The following is a 20,751-nucleotide window of genomic DNA, read 5'->3' on the forward strand; positions in this document are numbered from 1 at the left end:
CAGGGCCCTGTGCCCCCGGTCGGTGTCCGCGGGCCTGTCCGCGGTGTTCGCCTACACTGAACACGCACGAGGGCTTCTTCCGAAGCACGGACCGCAGGACCGACGGAGGTGGCGTGAGCAGCGCCGAGGACAGATCGCCATCGCAGTCCGCTCCGGCCGCCGACCTGATCGGACCGACGGTCCGTGCGGCCCGTGAGGCCCAGGGCATGTCGCTGCGGGAACTCGCCCGCAGGATCGGTGTGTCACCCAGCTTCGTCTCCCAGTTGGAGCGCAACAAGGCGAATGCGAGCGTCAGCACGCTGTACGCACTCGTCGATACGCTCGGCCTCTCCCTGGACCAGCTGATGGTGAAGGAGCCGGCTTCGACGGCCGGCTCCGGCTCCGGCGAGACGAGGACGCCGGGCACCGCTCCGCTCGACCGCATGCGGGACACCGGGCGTGTGGCGCTGTGGCCCGCGGTGGAAACGCCGATGCAACCGGCGGGCACCCGCGCCCGGATCCAGTTTCCAGGAGTGGTCTGGGAGCGCCTGACGCAGGCGTCGGATCCTCTCGTCGACTTCCTGCACGTGGAGTACGCGCCGGGCAGTTCTTCCTGCGCCCCCGACAACATGATGCGTCACGGGGGCCGGGAGTACGGCTATGTGATCGCCGGACGCATCATGGTGCAGATCGGCTTCGACCACTACGAACTCTCCTCCGGCGACGCCGTCACGTTCGACTCGATGACACCTCATCGCCTGAGCAATCCGTTCAGCGAGCCGTGCCAGGCCGTCTGGGTGGTCGTGGGGCGGCGCGGCGACGAGCGCGGCCACGACGCGCCCGCGCCGCCTCCCGACATCACCCACCTGCCGTCGATGCCGGCCTGACCCGGCCGCGGCGCGACGGACCGGGTCGACGCCCGCTGCACACCGCCACCACCCTGTCCCGCCTGGCGCTTTCCCCTTGGTTAACGGTGCGGGGCGCACACTGCCCTGCGCTCAACCTGCTCTCAGGGTGAAGGAGGAACGGGTGATGGAGGTCGTCAACCTCGAAGTGCCCCATGGGAGCGGGGGTGTCGGTGGTCGCCGCCGCGCCTCTGGGGCCCGCCCGCCCGCCAAGGTCGCGATCGGGACCTTCGACGGCGTTCACCTCGGTCACCGGCAGGTCCTCCACGAGTGCGACACGGTGCTGACGTTCGATCCCCACCCGATGTACGTGCTCGAACCACGCCGGGTGCCGAGTCTGCTGAGCGATCGACGCCACAAGCTCCACAAGCTCGGTGCCCTGGGGGTCCGGCGGGTGGCGATCGTCCCGTTCGACCGCGCCTGGTCGCGTGTCCCGGCCGAGGAGTTCGTCGAACGCGTCCTGATCGACCGGCTCGGCGCGGAGTTCGTCAGTGTCGGCGAAGGCTTTCGATTCGGTGCCCGGGGGTCGGGGACGACAGCCACCTTCGACCGGTACCCCGGGCTGACCACCCGGGTCGTCCCCCTGGTCACGCGGGGCCCGGCGGGGGAGCCGATCTCGTCGACGCGCATCCGCCGGCTGATCCTCGACGGCGAAGTCGAGCTGGCCGCCGAGTTGCTGGGGGGCTGCCTCACCCTGCCCGCGATCGTCGGCGACGAGGGCCGGTTGCTGATCTCGTCCCGATTCGCGCGCCCCGGACCCGGCTTCTATTTCGGGTACGTGGACGGCCGCTACTGCGGGATCCGAGTGCGCCAGGACCACACGGTCGCATTCCTCGGGACGACGCGGACCGGCACGCCCGTCGACGTGACGTTCGTGAAGCGGGCCCGGTAGGCGGAACCGAAGCCTCTTCCCCCCTGTTCAGCATCACTGCACGACTGTCAGGACTCCACCGGTGGCACTCCACAGGAACCCCACCCATAACGACCGAGCGGTGCCGCACAGTTGACGTGGCGCACCCTCGGGTGTTCAGTAGCACTGAACGTTCTGTTTCACGCGCGGATCGGATGAACTCGGCGCGCGTGCCCCTCCATTACCCGCGGCTGTCCGCTTGGCAAAGGACTTGTGATGGCGATTCCGACGTTTGGGCCCAACGCGGTCGACTGGGAAACCCGCATCGACATGAACAGGCTCCGCGACGAGCGGCTGGCCCGCCTCCGCGCGTCGCTGGAGCAGTCCGACGTCGGTGCCGTCCTGGCATTCGACTTCTCCAACATCCGCTACATGACGTCGACACACATCGGCACCTGGGGCATCGACAAGATGATCCGGTTCTCCCTGCTGGTCAGGGGAGGCGAGCCGATCGTCTGGGACTTCGGCTCGGCCGCCAAGCACCACCAGCTCTACAACCCCTGGCTGGACTACTCGAACGCCCACGCGGACGGCGATCCGCACGGAGCGCACCACGGAGCCGATCCCCGCAACCCGAGCGGCGCCCGCGCCGGCATCTCGACCTTGCGCGGCGCCATCAACCCGCTGGTGGGAATGGCCGACTCCGTCGCCCAGAAGATCAAGCGCGAGCTCGAACTCTACGGCCTTCTCGGTGAGCCCCTCGGCGTCGACGTGATCGAGCTGCCGGTCCTGGCGGCCCTCCAGAACGCGGGCATCACGGTGGTCGACGGCCAGCAGGTGTTCCTGGAGGCCCGGCGCATCAAGACCCGCGACGAGATCAGCCTGCTCACCCACGCCTGCTCGATGGTCGACGCCGCCTACGAGAACCTCTACGAGTTCCTGCGGCCGGGCGTGCGCGAGAACGAGTGCGTGGGTGTGGTGGCCAAGACCCTCTACGACCTCGGCTCGGAGTTCGTCGAAGGCGTCAACGCGATCTCCGGCGAACGGTGCGCGCCCCACCCCCACGTCTTCTCGGACCGGATCGTACGGCCCGGAGACCCGGCGTTCTTCGACATCCTGCACAGCTACAACGGCTACCGCACCTGCTACTACCGCACGTTCGCCGTCGGCAGCGCCTCCTCCGCCCAGCGCGACGCCTACACGCGGTGCCGTGAGTACATGGACGAGGCGATCAGCCTCGTCCGGCCCGGGGCCACGACCGCGGACATCGTGTCGGTGTGGCCGACGGCGCAGGAGTTCGGATTCGCCGACGAGGAAGCCGCCTTCGCGCTTCAGTACGGTCATGGCGTCGGCCTGTCGATCTGGGAGAAGCCGGTGTTCTCCAGGCTGGTCTCCCTCGAGCACCCCGAAGTGATCGAGGAGGGCATGGTCTTCGCGCTGGAGACGTACTGGCCGTCGAAGGACGGCTGGGGCGCGGCCCGGATCGAGGAGGAGCTCGTCGTGACCGCGGACGGCTGCGAGGTGATCACGAAGTTCCCGGCGGAGGAGCTTCTCGTCGCCGGCCGGCGCTACTTCACCGTCTCGGGGCCGTTGTCGACCGAGCGCGACTCGCAGTCGCATCTCAACACGGTCGCCGGGACCAAGTCCCTCCAGCACGACGCGTCCGCCGGCATCTGACCGGACCCCGGCCCGCGTTGTCACCCTCAGGGGCTGCCCGGTCCGGCCGTCGGCGGACGGCCGGACCGCTCCCGCGGCACGTACCGCCCGGCGTTCGGGACGGTGAGTGCCATGGACCCCAACACCCCCTGAAACAGCTGTATGTCACATCTTCATGGGCTGCCCGGTCTCTCCGTACGAGACCCATCTCCACACGGAGTTGCGCCTGCTTCCACGCGCTGCCGACAGCGCAGTGCCCGAGCAGCCGAAGAAGAGGAGTGACCGCGGTGCATTCGCCCAACGCCGGCCCCCACGACGCGCTGACCCCGGAGAACGCCGTCGTACTGCTCGTCGACCACCAGCTCGGGTTGATGCAGCTCATCGACGACATGTCTCCGGAGACTGCGAAGAACAACGTCCTCGGGCTGGCCCGCGCGACCAGGACTCTCGGCCTGCCGGTCCTCCTCACCACCAACCGCGACGAAGGTCCGAACGGGCCGCTGCTGCCCGAGCTGGCCGCCCTGTTCCATGACAGCGAGGTCATCCGCCGCCCCGGTGTCGTCAACGCCTACCGCTGGCCCGCTCTCCGCGAGGCCCTGGAGGCCACCGGCCGCAAGAAGGTCGTCGTCGCGGGCGTCACGGACGCGACGTGCCTGATCGCCTCCGTCGACCTGGTCCAGGACGGCTACGAGGTGCACGCGGTCATCGACGCGTCCGGCACCGAGGCCTCCGGCCAGACCGTCCGGGAGACGGTCGTGGCGAATCTTTCGCAGGCCGGAGTGAACATCAAGACATGGTTCGGTGTGGTGGCCGAACTGATCGCCGCCCGGCACCGCGACGAGGCCCAGGGACGGCAGGTCGCCACCGACGCCGTGCACGACCACCTGCCCGGCGGGGACCGTCTCCTGGACACCGACATGGCGCATGTGACCGGGCGGACGGCCGTGCCCGCGTGGTTCGAGGACGGCGAGTCCGAGCCCACCGGCCGTACGCAGGCCCTGGGTCCTCAGAAGTGACCGGGTGACGTGGGCCCGTCAGGCTCCTCCGACCGATGGCCCGCGCGAGGCGCTCCTCGCGCGGGCGGCACGCGTCCGGTCGCGAGGGGCGGAGCTGCGCGCGGGCCGGGCACTGCGGCGGCTTCGCGCCCGGCTGCGGGGCCGGGCCTTCGTACCGCCCCGCAGCCTTCCTCACTCCACCGGCCCGGTGTCCGGCCCCGCCGGACCTCCGGTCACGAGCGGGGGTCCCCCGGGTCACGCCGGGTCGAGGGCCTCCGGCTGCCGCGGTCCGGTCCCCTGGCCGCTCACGCGCGGATCCGTGGGACGGGCGACGAAGACCGGCGACTCCGACTGGTAGAAGATGTCGATGTCGGCCTCCTCACCGCTGACGATCAGCGTGTCCCAGGCACCGCTCTCCTGCAGGGTCCGCAGGGTGGACGGAGCGAGGGTGGACAGATGGCTGTACAGCTCCTCGTCGTCGGGCATTCCGGGCAGACGGGGAGCGAGTCGTTCGCGGATGGCGCGCATCCGGTCCATCAGGAGGTCCAAGTCGGGTCGGCCGACCTCGGCTTCGGCGGCGGCCCCGTCCTCGCCCATGCTGCGGGCGATGATGTCCTTGATGGCACGGGTCACGCCGACTTCGTCGGTGGTGACCATGGCGTTCCAGGCCCGGCTCTTGTGGCGGTACTGCAGCATGGACATCGCCGCCTCGTGGCGGATGAAGTCGGCGTCGCGCAGTGGGCGGCCCCGCCAGACCCGGCTCAGCGAGCGGGCGAGCGAAGCGGCCGAGGCGAGACCGCTGTTGAGGCCGCGTCCGGGCCAGAAGTGAATCGCGTTCGCCGCGTCGCCCAGCAGGAAGCCGTAGGTTCCCGGGGTCGTGGCGGTGGGGCGGGTCAGCTGGGCCGTGAACCGGGGCCGCTGCACCATGTCCAGCCGGAACGACGTGATGGCGGTGAGGTCGTTCTCGGGGACGCCGAACAGCCGCAGCCCCTCCAGGATCCGCTTCCACAGCGGCGAACCGCGCAGCAGGGCCGGCAGGAACAGGGTGCCGTGGGTCGGGCAGACGAACTCGTTGTCCTCGTGGCGGCTCATCAGGCAGGGCCGGGCGGCGATGCACTCCTCGAAGACCTGCCGGACGGGGTCGATGCCGATGACGTTGTGCGCTTCCTCGCGGGTCAGGCGCATGTTGAGGAAGCCCTCGCCGCGCAGCGAGTTGAGCAGGAACCGGTTCTGCGCCACGGTCAGCAGGACGCTCATCGGATCCGACAGCCGGGACTTGACCCGCAGTCCCAGCACCACGTCCTGGAGGTGCTCCCCGTCCAGGGAGTAGATCGAGGCGTCGGCCGAGCCGAACCGGTCGGCGAAGTGCTCGCGGGTTCGGGACCTGCCGCCCTCGCTGATCACCAGCACGTGATCCTGCGCGAGCCGGTGCTCGTGCTCCTTGGGGTCGAAGTGCTTGGGCACGAGGTGGATCGCGGACTTGGCGTTCGCCAGTTCCAGCAGCTTGTCCTCGATGTAGGCGATCCGGATGTTGCGAGGCGGGCGGCCGTCCACGGAGTCCGGTCCCACGGGCCACATCTCGGAGTATCCGCCCGCGGTGAACAGCGTCGACTGCATCTCCTCGGTCAGCGCGAGGTACTGCCGGCTCTGGACGGTGACGACCTGCTGACGGCGGACGTTGCCGTGCGACTCGTCCTTCCAGACGACGGTGGAGCCGTTCCTGATCCACCGGCCGTCGTAGACGGTGATGGACACCTTGCCCGGCAGCGCGCTCTCCAGCAGCAGGGCGAAGGCGAGGCCCACGGGACCGCCGCCGGTCACGGTCACCCGCAGATCGCCGGGGTTGGCCGAGTTGTCGGCGCGCAGCATTTCCAGCTGGGAGAGGTCCATGACCGTCTCCATGGCCTCCTGCGTCTCGAACAGAAAGGTCTCGTCGCCGATGCGTATCGAATCGCCGGTCGCGAGAACGTGCCGCGTGACGCGCCGTTCGTTGACGAAGGTTCCGTTCCTGCTGTTGCGGTCGTAGAGGACGAACGCGCCGTCCTCCGGAAGGATCTCGGCGTGGAGACGAGAGGCGCTGGTGCTGATGATGATGACGTCGTTGTCACTTTTGCGTCCGAATCGAATCGGAGCGCCGCCCAGAACCACACTCTGACCGGTGAAGGGACCCGTGCGTCCCACGATGACCGACGACACAGAAACTCCTCGCGAAAGTCTCGGGTACCGGAGGAATCTCCGCACCCTGCGGTTGACCCGCTGCAGAAGTGACTCATGTGCCACCCCTCAGAACACCGATGCCGCGGGTTCACTTGACCGGTGATGCCCGAGTCCGACCATGACTGGTCGGACTCGTACTGGTGGAAGTATGACGGATGCAGGGGCTTGGCACTGCCGTGCTGTACCAAGCCCCGACTTCCGGTGAATTAGTGGCCTTTCGCCGCGTCACACGTCACCGAGAACGGCACGGAGTTGGACACCGCGTCGAAGGGCGACTTGATCTCCACAGCCATGTCGCTGCTCAGCGTTCCCTCCCGTGCGTACGTCGACAGCCGCACGGTCTCCTTGTGGGTCGGAGAGCTGTCCTCCCGGAACGCCAAGGTCCGCCACTGCCGGTCGATCACGGTCCCGTTCGACGAGACCCACCGGTAGGAGAACTGGACGGGCAGTTCGGAGACCTTGAAGGTCGCGGTGAACACGGGGGCCTGCGAGTCCGCCGGAGGGCAGTCGCCGACGTAAGTGGTCGCCGAGCCCGTCACGGTGACCGAGACAGGCTCCTCGTTCTTGTCGTCCGGACCGCTGCCGGCCGCTTCCGTGGCGGTGTCCCGGGCCTGCCCCGTGGGCGTGGGTGAGGCGTCGCCCTTCTCGCCGTCGCCGCGGTCCATCAGCGCGTAGCCGATGCCTCCGGCGAGCACGACGACCGCGGCTGCTGCCGCCGCGATCACATAGCCGGTGCGCCGGCCCTTCCGGGCGGGGCCGGAACCCGGCTCTCCGGCACCGATCACCTGCTCGGGTGCCGCCGGGGAGTGGAACGCCGGGGCGGCGACCGTCGGTTCGGACATCGACGGCGGCGCCCCGAAAGCGGAGGGCGACTGCGCGGTGGCCTCCGCCGGGTGATGCGGCGCGGTGGAAGAGGAGGGCGCGCCGGGGGCGGCAGGGCCCTGCGCGGTGGGCGCGTTCGAGGTCTCCGCCGGAGCGCCCGGAGTCGGGGAGCCCGACTCCGCCGTGGCCGTCTGTGCGATGCCGGGGACTCGGGGCTGTCCCGGGGCGGTGTCGCCCGCTGTGGGCCTGGCTCCGTCGGCCGTGGGCGCCTCGGCCTTCGACGTCGTCTCGGGTTCCGGGACGGGCAGGCGCGGATCGCGGATGACCGTACCCGCGGCTGCGGCGGTGGGTGCCTCGGCCGATGCCGGGGGGACGGTCTCGTCGAGCGGCGACACAGCGGTGGGCTGCCCGACCGCGGTCTGCTGCACGGTGGGCCGTACTTCCTCGGTCGGCGAGGGCAGTCCGACGGTCGGCGAGGGCACGGTGGAACCGGAGGCAGCGATGTCGGCCGCGGCCAGGCGCAGTTCCTCCCCGGCCTGTTCGGCTGTCATCCGAACGACGGGGTCCTTGTGCATCAGACCCTTGATCACGGAGGCGAGGGGTCCGGCCCGGTGCGGCTCGGGCAACTCGTCGTCGACCACCGCGCGCAGGGTGGCCAGAGCACTGGTCCGCCGGAAGGGCGAACGGCCCTCCACGGTTGCGTAGAGGAGCGCGCCGAGGGACCACAGGTCCGATGCGGCGCCGGGGTTCTGGCCCAGGGCCCGCTCCGGTGCCAGGTACTCGGGGGAGCCGACGACCTCGCCGGTCATCGTCAGCGCGGTATCCCCCTCCACGGCGGCGATGCCGAAGTCGGTGAGCACGACCCGGCCGTCGTCGGAGAGCAGGACGTTGCCCGGTTTCACATCGCGGTGCAGCACTCCCGCGTCATGCGCCGCGCGCAGCGCGGCCAGCACCTCGGCACCTATGCGCGCGGCTTCCCGCGGTGGGAGGGCACCCTGGGAGACGATCGCGTCGGCCAGCGAGCGGCCGCGGACGAACTCCATGATGATCCAGGGCCGGCCGTCATGGGTGGCCACGTCGTGGACGGTCACCACACCGCGGGAGCTGATGCGCGCCGCCGCCCATGCCTCCCGCTCCAGGCGGGTGTACATCCGCTCGACCTGCACCTCGGCCAGCCCGACGGGAGCACGTACCTCCTTGACGGCGACCTCGCGATGCAGTGACTCGTCGCGGGCGCGCCAGACGACGCCCATTCCGCCCTCGCCGAGCCGGGACAGCAAGCGGTAACGACCGGCGACCAGTCGTTCGTCACCCGAGTCCGGCGACGCCTTGTCCTGGTGGTCCATTGGGGCCCTACTCCCTGTCTTCCATGACCGGCTGAGGAGTGGCGACTCCCGTCCAGGTGGCCTGCCGGGCCGTCCCCCGCCCCAATCTTCTTGCTGTCTGCGCCGTTCGCCGACTTCACCAGCGGCCCAACGACGTTTCCGACCGCCGGGACACAAACGAAGTCGCCGAACCTTCCTGCCGAGGTGGGCTTCCTTCGGTCCACGGACGACAGGACAACGCGCACCGGACCTCACCTGCCGCCCCTGAGTACTGTCCGGAAGGGCAGACGAAGTGTCCGTGCGGCTGTCCACGAAGGCAACACACCGCGCAACAGTATGATCAAAGGCCTGATGTTCGTAAAATCCGCGCCGGGTGCCCGTACTTGACCACACCTCTCGGAAAGCCGTCGCACGACGGCCGGCCCGGGGCGGGGCGGGACACCCGCCGGGTGCAAACGCCCGAGGGCAGCGCCGCACGACGAGAGCCTGACCGCGGCTCACGTCGCCGTGTGGATCAGGAGCATGGCGATGTCGTCGGTACGCGGGACGCTGCGCAGGCCGTGGTGCAGGAGCGTGTCGATGAGCGCTTCCAGGTCGTCGTCCCGCGCCCGGGCGAATCGGTCGGCGAGGGACACGATGGCACGGTTGATATCGGCGCCGGGTACTTCGACGAGGCCATCGGTGTACAGGGCGATCGTGGTGCCCGGGGGCAGCGGGATCTCCACGGTGGAGTACTCCGCGTCCGCGGTGACGCCGAGCAGCGGGCCCGCGGGAAGTTCGAGGATCTCGGTGCGGCGGTCGGGGTGGCGCAGCAGGGGTGGCAGGTGGCCGGCCGTGGCCAGACGGGCGCTGCCGCCGGCCAGGTCGAGATGTACGTAGAGGCAGCTCGCAAACAGTCCCGAATCGAAGTCGTACATCACCTGGTTGGTGCGGGCCAGGAGTTCGTCGGGCCGCATGCCCGCCATGGCCTGTGTGTGGACGGCGGTGCGGAGTTGGCCCATGAGGGCGGCGGCCTGGACGTTGTGGCCCTGGACGTCGCCGATGGCCGCCGCGGCACTGGCGGGGCCGCAGCGGATGAGGTCGTAGAAGTCACCGCCGACATCCATGCCGTGTCCGGCGGGGAGATAGCGGGCGGCGGTCCTCAGTCCTGGGACGTCGGGCAGCCTGTGGGGCAGAAGTCCGTTCTGAAGGGTGCGCGCCAGATTGTCCTTGGCGTCGTAGAGGCGGGCCCTGTCCAGCGCCTGGGCGATCAGTCCCGCCACGGACACGAGGAGGTTGCGCTCCGTCGGCGGGAAGTGCCGCGCCTGATCGTAGGACAGCACCAGGATCCCGACGGGACGACCGCAGATGAGCAGCGGCAGGAACGCCCACGCGTCCCTGTCGCCGTAACGGACGGCGTCCGGGTAGGCGCGCTTGAACTCGGCGAAGCTGGTGAAGAACAGGGGCCTGTGACTGGTCAGCGCTCGCGCGGGCGGACTGCCGGCCGCCAGGGACTCGCCGTCGAAGCGGGCCATGAAGGCCGCGCTGTATCCCTGGTGGCCGACGACCCGCAGCCGTCCGTCGTCCGCCGTCATCAGGGCGAGGCCCGCCGCGCCGAAGGCCGGCAGGAGCTGGTCCCCGACCTTGTCCGCGACGTCTTCGACCCGCACCGTCTCGGTGAGGCTCGCCGCCAGATGCATGAGGTGGTAGATCGTGGTGGCTTCCGGTGGCTCCGCGAGGGATCGAACGGGTTGCTCGGTCCCGGCGGACGATGCGGTCCGGAAGGGAACGATATGGACACTGACGCCGGTGTCATCGGGGTAGAGCTGGAAGGACAGTCTCAGATCCGGTGAGCGCCGGGCGGTGAAATGGGTGGGCCGGCGGCTGATGACGGTGTCGCGGAATCGGTCCTCGAAGGTGGGATCGCCGAGCCACTGCAGGCGCTCCCACGGGCAGGCGTCCAGCAGGTCGACGGCGGGCGCGCCGAGCAGGTCGGCCGCCGTGTCGTTCAGGAAGGTGATCCGGCCTTCCAGGTCCAGTGACACGGCGCCGGGCAGACGGACGGCGAAGTCGTAGGCGGCCAGGGCCTCGGCCCGGTCCGGAGTGCGCAGACGTACCGGTTCCAGAAGCACCGGCCGGATCCCGGGAAGGAGCGGGTCACCGCTCTTCGCCCCGCGCTGAAGCACGAGGCCCGCCTGCCGGCAGAAGGTGTCGAGGACTTCGCTCTCCTCCCGGCGCAGGTGCGTGGAGTGCGACGACGGCCACAGCAGGCAGACCGTACCGAGAACGGCGTCACCGACGATGATCGGAGACGCGGCCACGGTGTGGTCGGGCACCACAAGAGCGAGCCTCGGATAGTTGAGGGCCATCTCCTCGGAGCTGCCGACCCAGACCAGGCGCCTCTCCCGCGCCGCTTCGGCCGCGGGGATCGACTCCTCCATCCTGATCCGGGACCACGGGGCGGCGATGCCCCAGGGGGACCCGTAGAGCATCGCCAACTGAAGAACCGGTTCCCCCGGCGGCAGGAGGAACAGCATGCCCCCCGAGGCACCGGCGTCCTGGACCAGACCGCGGAAGAGGGTGGCCAGGTCGTCCCAGTCCCCAGCGGGACCGGAGGCAGCAGAAGACACGCCTCTTCACCGACCTCCCAGAGCCCCCGGGCGAACGACGCCGGCACCGTGCCGCGGCCGCCTTCCGCGGAAGACCGCGACGGCCGCCCCGCCGCGACCGGCCGTGGGGCCGCGACCCGCACTCATGGCACTGGATCCGCACCTGATGCCGTCCTGGCCGTCCGTTCCACCCGTTCCGGTGGCGACAGCACCGGACCCATCACATCGCGTGAGATCCATACACGGACAATAGCCAGCGAACCCGGCGCGGGCACCCGGTGCCGGGCCTGCGTCAAGGACGGCCTGCCGGGTGGATCACCGGCCCTGGCTCGCCTCGACCGGGCCGGATCCGGCCCGGTCCGCCGCTCGTCCTGCGCCGGGCTCGTCCGGATCAGGTCGCGCACCTCAGCCGCCAGGCCGCGCCATGCGGAGGCCTTCGGGTTCGACATAAAATTCTTCGAGCAGGACCTGGCGCAATGACAATGGGGAATATCCGGCGGGCAGGCAACCCGACCCTCTCATTTCGGCGAATGGGCGGTGGGCCATATGGTGAGCGACGATGGACTGACGGTAGCGACGGAGGACGACAGCATTTTCCCGAAGCTGCCCGAAGACCAAGTGGACAGCGTGCGGTCTTACGGGAAAGTGGAACGCCTGGAGCCGGGCCAGATCCTCTACAGTCGCGGTACGACGGATTTCGACTTCTATCTGGTCCTGGACGGAACAATTGATATCTACCAGGACGGCAGCCCCGGCGACTCGCCCCAGGACCGAATAATCACCGTCTACACCGGTGGGCAATTCACGGGAGAACTGTCACTGCTGAATCGGCAGAAGTCGCTCGTGGAGGCGGTGGCACGCGAAGAGTGCACGGTCATCCGTCTTCGGCCGTCGCAGCTGAGGCGGTTGATCGCCAATGAGCCGAAGCCGGCTCGCGTCATTCTGCGGGCATTCATCCTGCGGCGCCTCAGATACATCCGCATGGGTCTCGGCACCGTCCTGCTGGCCGGGCCCGCCGCTTCCAGCGACATGCTGCGGATCCGCAGCTTCCTGGAACGCAACGACTACCCCGTACGCCAGGTCAGTCCCGGAGACCCTGATTCCGACGAGGTACTGGGCGACTACGGAGTGGACAGTACGGTTCGCTGGCCGCTGGTGATCTGCAAGCCGGGCTCGTTCATGCAGAACCCGACGACTTCCGAGATCGCGGCCTGCCTCGGCCTGAGGGAGACGATCAGCGACGTCGGCACGGTGGACGTGGCGGTGGTCGGTGCGGGGCCGGCGGGCCTGGCCGCTGCCGTCTACGCGGCGTCCGAAGGACTCAGTACGGTCGTCTGCGAGTCCACGGCGCCCGGAGGCCAGGCCGGCACCTCTTCCATGATCGAGAACTATCTCGGGTTCCCCCTCGGTATCAGCGGGCACGATCTGGCCGCTCGCGCCCAGGTCCAGGCGAGGAAGTTCGGCGCGCGCATCGCGCTGCCCCGCACCGTGGAGAAGATCGATTGCAGCCGGTCTCCGTATCTGCTCCGGTTGAGCGACGGTGAGGTGCTTGCGGCTCGTACCGTCGTCGTCGCCACCGGCGCGCACTACCGGCGCCTCGACCTGCCGGAACTCCCGCGCTTCGAGGGGAACGGCGTGCACTACGCCGCCACCGCCCTGGAAGGATCCTTCTGTGTGGACGAGGACGTGTTCGTGGTCGGCGGGGCCAACTCCGCCGGACAGGCAGCGGTCTTCCTGTCGCAGAGCGCGGCCCATGTGCACATACTCGTCCGCGCCCAGGCCCTCTCCAGCTCCATGTCCCAGTACCTCCTGACCCGTATCGAGGCCTCGCCAAAGATTTCCGTGCACCCTCGCAGCGAGATCACCGAACTGCGCGGCGACGAACATCTGAAGGCGGTGCGGTGGCGGGACTCCCTCAGCGGCGACATGAAGGTGAGCCCCACGTCCAGCGCCTTCCTGATGCTGGGGGCCGTTCCGAACACGGGGTGGCTGGACGGCAGCCTGGAAACCGACGCCAAGGGCTTCATACGTGTGGGCGCCGACGTGTCCGACACATCCGGCTTCCCTCCGGGGCGCCTGCCGAGCGGAATGGAGTCGAGCGTCCCGGGAGTGTTCGCGGTGGGCGACGTCCGCTCGGGCTCGGTGAAGCGGGTCGCGTCCGCCGTCGGAGAGGGCTCCATGGTGGTGTCCGCCGTCCATCTCGCACTTGCCGACATGGGATGAAGCTGTCCTTGTCGTCCTCGGTGACCGACCACACGGTCGCGGGGCAGGTCCGCGAAGGCACGATCGGCTGACCGTCCGGGCACCTTCTCCGCGCCGCGACTTCAGGTGAAAGAGCATGTGACTGCCGGGAATTCGACGGGTGACACGTCGCTCGGGACGGTTCTTGCAGTCACTCGGCACGGTGATTCGCGCCCCGAAGGCATTGGTCCGGGACGGCTCGGCGGCGCTCCGGTGCCGAGACAACCACGCTGACCTGCGGGCGAGCGTCGGCCCGCGCGCCTCCGAGAACGACCGCCCATGGTGCCCGGCCGGTTGAACCCGGGTCCGACGGCCGATGTCCGTGCCGCCGGCCGTGCGATCACCTCCGGCGGCCGCACGGTCCTCGCACGCTCCGCTCCCCGCGTGCGTGAGCCCGCCCGACTCGGCAGGATGGCCCGCGTCGCGCACCGGCGCCGTGCCACATCAACGCCGCACCGCCGAGTCGGAGTTCGGCCCCCTCACCGAGTGGCCGGGTCGACATCGCGTGCTCGGTGCCCAGGTGATCACCTTCCACGACGCCGAAGGAGGCAGGTATGCGCGCCCAGTGGGGTGAGCGAAGGAAGCGGTCCGGCGCGGAGGTGCAGCGGTCCGTCCGTGCCTTTGGCTCCGCCGACCGGGACGAACTCCTTCTCCGACTGCAACGCGCGGCCGGCAACACCGCCGTGACGCGGGCCATCCAGGGGGCTCGGTATGCAGGCAACGGGAGTTCGCCCTCTGTGCAGCGGGTGTCACTTCAGTCGACAGCCCAGGACTTCTCCGACGTCGAAGACACCCTCGCCAGCGATTCTGATTCCGACGGCGGGTACGAGAGCATGGCCGACCTGGACCAGGCGCGACGCCAGTACCCCGGCCGCCTGACCACGGACCGGGCCCAGCCCGCGGCGGGTTTCGGGCGCAGCCGCTACGGAATCCATCCGGCCGATCTCCCCACCCTGCGTCACGACAAGCAGGGCCGACAGGCACCACGTATCGCGTACCGAGCCGACAGTGAACCGCTGTACCGATGGGACACCCGCACGCCGGACGCGATCTTCCCCGAGGGCTTCAAGTCGTGGAACGTGAAGCTTCCGAACAGCTTGAGGTCCTATCAGAAGACGCTCAAGGAGTCGCGTCGGTCCGCCCTGGTCAGCGCCACCCGTTCGAATGACGGATACATCCCCGAGTGGGCCATCCGCCAGGATGGACTCGCACTCCGCTACACGATCAGAGCACCAGGCGGCATGGACCTGGTCGAAAGCCTCGGGACCGTGGCCTTCCATCAACAACAGGAGGTCGCCTTCTGGAAGGGCATCAGGCCGGAATTCATCGAGGGCGTCGATATCTACCGTGTCACCGGGACCGGCGCGAACCGGTCCCAGACGCACCTCCAGTCCATGCCCAATCCCCGATTCGGGGTTCCGCAGCGTGATCCCGACGCCATGGACGTCGACTCGTAGCACCGTGGCCGCCGGTGGAGCCTCCGCGCTCCAGCCGCCGCACAACCGGACCGACCGGCCGGCACGCCGGTGCACACACACCGAAGGGAGCCCAGGTGCGTAGAGCGCTCATATTCGCCGCCCTCGCCGCTACTGCGGTGAGTGGTGCGGCAGCGGCGTTGTACGCGGTGGCGTCGGACAGCACCGACCGGGACACCGGCACACCGCCCGGTCGCGACGTGCGGGTCGGCGCAGTGTGCTCGGCCGACTTCACGTTCTCCACCGAGGTCTCCTGCGGCCTGGTGGGCTTCGGTGACGTCCGCTTCCACTGCCGCGACGACGCACATACCGCACCCTGCCCCAGAACCCGGTCGGTCACGCTCGAGAACACGGGCAGCACCCGCGTCCGACTGGTCACGATCAGCGGCTCGCGACCGGGCGAGCGGCACGAGGTGGTGTCGCGGGCCCTGCTCCCCGGCGCCCGCGCGGTCGTCGCACCCCGCGCAGGCGACACCCATCTCTACGACATCGTCCTGCGCACCCCCGGCGGCAGCGCACGCGTGAAGATCACGGCCGTCTCATGACCGCACGCCCGGACCGCGCACTGCATCCCCCGCTCGATGGAGCTCGGGAATGCTCTGCTCCACCCACACGGTCTTGCCGTCGTCGGTGTACCGGGTCCCCCAGCGCTCGGAGAACCTGGCGGCGAGCAGCAGCCCCCGGCCGCCCTCGTCGGTGATGCGGGCATGCCGCAGCCGCGGAGAGGTGCTGCTGCCGTCGGAGACCTCGCACGTCAGGACGTGACTGCGGATGAGGCGCAGGTTCAGGGGCGGCTTGGCGTAGCGGATGGCGTTGGTGACCAGTTCACTCGCTATGAGTTCCGTGGTGAACGCCGCCTGGCTCATGCCCCACGTCGTCAACTGCCCGGTGACGAGCGACCGGACCCTGGAGACCACCGACGGATCACTGGGCAGGTCCCACGACTTGACCCGGGCCGAACTCAGCGTGTGCGTCCGCGCGACCTGTACGGCGGCGTCTTCGCGGGGACGGTCCGGGATCAGCGCTTCGATCAGCATCCCGCACGCCTGGCGCACGGTTCCGGAGAAGCCGTCCAGCAACTCGGTCACACGCTTGCGGACCTGGGCATCGGACCGTTCCTGGCAGAAGCCCGGCGTATACATGACCAATGTCGAGTTGTCGGGGAGGTCCAGGTCGGTCCTCTCGAAAGGTCCGCCGGAACCGCGCAGGACGGCACCCGTGGGACGGTCCAGGGCGGCGACGGTCCCGTCCGGCTGCACGAGCACCGGCCAGGGGTGGCCCGCGCTGGCGACCGAGCAGCGCCCCGACACCGGGTCGTAGATCAGGTACAAGCACGTCGTGAACGCCTCGTCGGCGTCGTCGGACCGCCCGGCGTCCCGCACCTGCGAGGGATGGTCCGTTCCGTCGCCGTTTCCCCCGCTGAACCGACGTGCCAGGTCGTCGAGTCGGGCGAGCAGTTCGTCCGGCTCCAGGTCCAGGTCCGACAGCGTGTGCACGGCCGCGCGCAGGCGCCCCGCGGCCGCCGCGGTCTCCAGGCCTCGGCCGGGCACACGGCCCGCGACGAGAGCCACCCGCGCTCCGGAGAGGGCGAGGACGTCGACCCAGTCGCCGCCGCTGCCCGCCTGCGCGTACTCGTGCGCCGCGTCCAGGGTGTCCCGGGGCGGGAGGCCGTCCGAACGCATGGCGTGCTGCAGCGCCACCAGGGAGTTGCGCTCCCGCAGGTACCGGCGGGCGTTGTCGAGACAGGCCGCGGTGCGCAGGGCCAGTTCCGCGGCCAGCGTCACATCGTCTTGTTCGAAGGGCCTGCGATCGCCCCAGCGACAGAACATGGCGAGCCCGAGAGCCCGGCTCTGGACCACCAGGGGTACGAGCATCAGGGAGTGCACCAGGTGCCGGGGAGCCCGCAGGCCCGCGAGCAGACGGCGCCCGAGGGCACTGCGCGGATCGATGATGCGCGGCTCGAGTTCATGGAGGGTCTCGGCAGCGTTCGCCGGTGGGCGGACGCCGTCGCAGACGCCGGCCGCCATGAGCTCCGCGTCGTCCCGCGACCGGCAGGCCGCGCGCCGCAGCACGGTGTCGGGCCGTACGGGGCCGGGCTCGAGATCCTCTCCGGCGAGGACCGGCTCGAGCACCTCCACCGCCATGCTGTCGGCCAGCCCCGGCACGGACACCTCGGCCAGGCCCCGGGTGGTGTCCAGCACGTCGAGGCTCGAACCGATCCGCTTGCCGGCCAGCGCGAGCACATTCAGCCGCTCCCGCGCCAGGTGGTGGTCGGTGACGTCCACGGTGGCGTCAGCGAGGCCCAGCACCCGGCCCTGCTCGCTCACCAGCGGAAAAACGGAGGCCGACAGGACGTGCTCGTGCTCAGGGTCTCCTGGTGGACGCATCCGCTTCTCGACGCCGATGGCCGGCCGTCCCGTCGCGAGCACCTGCTCCATCACCCGCTCCATGTTCTCCACGTCGGCACTCGGCCACACCTCGGCGGGACGTCTGCCGACTGCTTCCGCGACCGAGGTGCGCTCCATCCCTTCGGCCGCGGGGTTGAACCGGATGATCCGCAGCTGGGGGTCGAGGAGGTACAGACCTACGGGCGAGACCGTGAAGAGAGTCTCCAGGAGAGCGTGGTCGAGTTCCGCCGTCGAGGTCGCCCGCCCCGCGGGGGTGAGCGTCACCTCCCACCGTGCCCCCTTCTCCCCCGCGCCCGCACGACGGACCCCGATGCGGCACGGTACGAAGGCGCCGTCCGTGCGTCGCAGCCCGACGAGGACGTCGTCCTCGGCAGCCTCCGGCGGTACGAAGGGGTCGGCACCGTCGAGCGGGTCCACCACCGGCCGGCCGAGCATCGCGTCCGCGGGTCGATCCAGCAGCCGTTCGGCTGCGGAGTTCCATCCGACCACCACACCGCCGGCGTCGATGAGGACGCGGGCCCGGTCTTCTGCGGCCGGATCCACCCGGTCGTGGCCACCGCGCTCAGTGGCATCGGATGCACCCATCGTCATCAGCTTTCATCGGCCTCAGAACTCGGTACATCCCAGTGTCCACCGATACGGACGCCTACGACATCGGAGCCGGCCCTGACCAGGGGCATCGCGTACGGGTACGCCGGAGCGGAAGGATCGCGCGGGTGCCGCGCCCGCCGGCGAATCCGCGTCTCGCGCGCGGACGGCGTCGAACGGGCTGTGCCGGGGCGTACATCGGGTGCCGGCGGGACGACGGGCAACGACACCCGATGGACGGGGAAGCGGCGCGACGGGCCAGGGGGTGGTCCGCCGCGCCGCGCTCAGGGTGGGCCCCGTGTGCCGCCCGATTCGACGACGTGGACGGGCGTCGTTCCAGCCGGCAGGCCCGGCAAGGTCCCTCTGACCTGCGGGCGCATCCTGCTGACACCGAGGTGCCCGAAGGGGGCGAGGGTGACGTCGTCGGCAGTACGCGTGCAGTCCCGGCACGGGTGTGTCGCCCGGTGGGGTGTCGGGCCGCCACCCCCGCGCGGGGACCGGTGCACGACAAGAGTCTGGCCGCCCGGCGCGGTGCCGCGCCACGGCCACCCGACAGGCCTTCCGGGCAGGCCACGCGGACCGCGCGGTCACGATGACCGGGGACGCCGCCCGCGCGCCGCCGCACCGGCCCGTCAGCAGTGGGCCGCGTGGCCACATGGCCTCCCGCACGGCCGCGGGAAACTGCCCGGTTGCCTCTGACGCCCCGGTGGCCGGGTTTCTACGGTGATCGAGCGCCCACCTTCACCACCTGGTACGTGCCCCCGGCGGGAACCCGTCCTGCGGCTGCGTCGGGGGTTCCGGGCCCCGTGTGACCACCGACGGCAGAAAGGCGGGCCTCGTGCGCGCTCGCACCCCGCAGCAGGATCCCTTGGAGAAGACGGCATCACCTCAGGCCGTCAGCCCGCACGCACCGTCGGCCGGCGCACAGCACGTCCTGTCCCCGCACCGGCTTGCCGCCCTGCAGCGGACCGCGGGCAACTCGGCCGTACAACGCCTGGTCGACGAGGCCCGGAACCCGCACGCGGCACCCGGCTCCGACATCCCCGTCCAGCGCAGCAGCGTCCACCAGGTGCTTCGCGCCGCGGGCCGTCCCATGGACCCTGCCACGCGCGAGGACATGGAGGCTCGTCTCGGGGCGGACTTCTCCGACGTTCGCCTGCACACCGACACGGCCGCCCAGCGGTCGGCGGCCGACGTCGGTGCCCGCGCCTACACGTCGGGCAACCACATCGTGATCGGCAGGGGCGGCGGCGACAAGCACACTCTGGCTCACGAGCTGACCCACGTGCTCCAGCAACGCCAAGGCCCCGTGGCGGGCACCGAGACCGGTGACGGCCTCAGCGTCTCCAGCCCCTCCGACCGCTTCGAACTGGAGGCGGAGGCCAACGCGGTCCGTGTGATGTCGGGCCGCACCGGCAACGAGCCGAGCGCGGTGGACACACATCACGGGGCGACCGGAGTCCGGGGTCAGAGAGCGCACTCCCCGGCGTCCCGGCTGTCACCGTCGGCGGGGACGGTGGTACAACGCACCCCCGAAGACGACCTGACGGACGATCCGAAAGCGTTCCTCAGCCACTCCGCCGTCTCCATGGACTTCCAGAAGGGCATGAATGAGCGAACCCGGGATCTCCGAAGACTGGACTACGCGGCCTTCGTGAATCAGATGATGAACTGGGAGCGGCACTGGTTCGTCCTGGTCCTCGACCCCAGACGCAACAAGGAGGGCAAACCGGCGTACTACCTCACACCTGCCGTGGAAAAGTACTGGCAGGCTTTCCCCGACGCGGCCGTCTTCGAGTCGGTGAACCCGTCCGAGCTGCCCCAGGTGCTGGACGACAGTGCCTACCTGGCCTCTTCCTACGTTCCGTACTTCAACCGCGGCAGCGGTGCCGATCACGAAGCGACTGTCGGACATACCCGGGTGCGCCGGAACGCCAGAGGCCAGGGTGCTCGCGGATCCGAGTTCGTCTTCACCGCCACGATGAACGGATGCGCCTTCGCCGTGACCGGCGACGCACAGGACGACCACTTCACGGCATGGCACTACCAGTCACCCGGCACCACCAGCAACGCCCCGCACGCCAGCGCGTTCCGGCAGGAGCGCTCGCCCACCGACTGGTTCGACGTCACGGAGTACCACAGTACGGGCCAGCAGCGCTTGTTCGAGGCGACGAACGTCCTCTGGCAGGGCCCGTCGGGCTGGGAGATCCTGAGCCAGGAGAACAGCGTGCACCCCCTCGACATGAGCGACGCGCAGATCGAGAACTTCAAGAGCCGCGCACTGCACCTCGACGGCGGCCATGAGGTCGCCTACACGAAGAACATCTACACGGGGCTGCTAAAGGATCAGTCGGACCGTTTCCACCGATCATGGGGAAGGGACACGACCGTTGAACTGGAGAAGAACGTCAGGCAGCCCGTGATGACCGCCCTGTCGCAGGAGATGATAGGCATCGGCGAGGCAGCCACCTTCGAAGCGCTCGCCAAGGTCGCACGCGATTGCCGGAACGCGCGGATCACCACCGTGGAGAACGTTCGCAGGTGGCTGGCCGAGCATCAGGTCGGCGACAAGCAGCGGAGCAACGCCGAGTACGCCCTCGGCGCCTTCGCCAACGGCTCCTGGCTCCAAGGGCTGGAGACAGAGGCGACCGCACGGGCCGGTGGCGGGGCGTGACCCTCCGGGCCCGGACGGGCCCGAAGGG

Annotated in this window: 12 protein-coding genes; 8 read left to right on the forward strand and 4 right to left on the reverse strand. The window is 69.9% G+C overall.

Annotated elements, in window-relative coordinates; all coding sequences use genetic code 11:
* The first annotated feature begins 113 nt into the window (after positions 1-113).
* The 4 genes from DN051_RS03640 to DN051_RS03655 all read left to right on the forward strand — a co-directional run bounded on the left by DN051_RS03640 (position 114) and on the right by DN051_RS03655 (position 4,406).
* Positions 114-866: a helix-turn-helix domain-containing protein gene (locus DN051_RS03640; protein ID WP_112437958.1), complete on the forward strand. Its 753-nt coding sequence runs from the start codon at positions 114-116 to the stop codon at positions 864-866.
* A gap of 145 nt (positions 867-1,011) precedes the next feature.
* Positions 1,012-1,776: an FAD synthetase family protein gene (locus DN051_RS03645; RefSeq protein WP_112437959.1), complete on the forward strand. Its 765-nt coding sequence runs from the start codon at positions 1,012-1,014 to the stop codon at positions 1,774-1,776.
* A 234-nt stretch (positions 1,777-2,010) separates the two neighbouring features.
* The gene (locus DN051_RS03650; protein WP_053763315.1) at positions 2,011-3,411 is read left to right on the forward strand and encodes a M24 family metallopeptidase; all 1,401 of its coding nucleotides are present in this window, start codon (positions 2,011-2,013) and stop codon (positions 3,409-3,411) included.
* A gap of 266 nt (positions 3,412-3,677) precedes the next feature.
* Positions 3,678-4,406 (forward strand): isochorismatase family protein, encoded by a 729-nt coding sequence (locus DN051_RS03655; protein WP_112437960.1) that lies wholly within the window; start codon positions 3,678-3,680, stop codon positions 4,404-4,406.
* A 234-nt stretch (positions 4,407-4,640) separates the two neighbouring features.
* Here the strand turns inward: DN051_RS03655 and DN051_RS03660 are convergent, their stop codons facing one another.
* From DN051_RS03660 to DN051_RS03670, 3 genes are all read right to left on the reverse strand, one after another.
* Entirely contained in the window at positions 4,641-6,581 is a 1,941-nt protein-coding gene (locus DN051_RS03660) for an FHA domain-containing protein (protein WP_053763314.1), read from the reverse strand.
* Between the two features lie 227 nt (positions 6,582-6,808).
* Positions 6,809-8,770 (reverse strand): serine/threonine-protein kinase, encoded by a 1,962-nt coding sequence (locus DN051_RS03665; protein ID WP_112437961.1) that lies wholly within the window; start codon positions 8,768-8,770, stop codon positions 6,809-6,811.
* A gap of 476 nt (positions 8,771-9,246) precedes the next feature.
* Positions 9,247-11,358, reverse strand: coding sequence for a SpoIIE family protein phosphatase (locus DN051_RS03670; protein ID WP_162624836.1), 2,112 nt, complete (start codon positions 11,356-11,358; stop codon positions 9,247-9,249).
* Positions 11,359-11,883: 525 nt separating this feature from the next.
* On the opposite strand from DN051_RS03670, the gene DN051_RS03675 reads away from it, so the two are divergent.
* The 3 genes from DN051_RS03675 (at position 11,884) to DN051_RS03685 (ending at position 15,598) form a co-directional block, all read left to right on the forward strand.
* Positions 11,884-13,560: an FAD-dependent oxidoreductase gene (locus tag DN051_RS03675; RefSeq protein ID WP_112437963.1), complete on the forward strand. Its 1,677-nt coding sequence runs from the start codon at positions 11,884-11,886 to the stop codon at positions 13,558-13,560.
* 572 nt (positions 13,561-14,132) lie between these two features.
* On the forward strand, positions 14,133-15,035 hold the full coding sequence (locus DN051_RS03680) for a scabin-related ADP-ribosyltransferase (RefSeq protein WP_053763193.1): 903 nt from the start codon (positions 14,133-14,135) through the stop codon (positions 15,033-15,035).
* A gap of 95 nt (positions 15,036-15,130) precedes the next feature.
* Entirely contained in the window at positions 15,131-15,598 is a 468-nt protein-coding gene (locus DN051_RS03685) for a hypothetical protein (RefSeq protein ID WP_162624838.1), read from the forward strand.
* Here the strand turns inward: DN051_RS03685 and DN051_RS03690 are convergent.
* Positions 15,593-18,046: a SpoIIE family protein phosphatase gene (locus DN051_RS03690; RefSeq protein ID WP_112442026.1), complete on the reverse strand. Its 2,454-nt coding sequence runs from the start codon at positions 18,044-18,046 to the stop codon at positions 15,593-15,595. The two genes, DN051_RS03685 and DN051_RS03690, sit on opposite strands and share 6 nt — an antisense overlap.
* 841 nt (positions 18,047-18,887) lie before the next feature.
* Between DN051_RS03690 and DN051_RS47735 the strand changes: the two genes are divergently transcribed.
* A complete protein-coding gene (locus DN051_RS47735) occupies positions 18,888-20,723 on the forward strand; it encodes an eCIS core domain-containing protein (RefSeq protein ID WP_425471722.1) in 1,836 nt (611 codons plus the stop codon).
* Positions 20,724-20,751 lie beyond the last annotated feature (28 nt).

This window comes from Streptomyces cadmiisoli (genome assembly GCF_003261055.1).
Taxonomy (GTDB): Bacteria; Actinomycetota; Actinomycetes; order Streptomycetales; family Streptomycetaceae; genus Streptomyces; species Streptomyces cadmiisoli.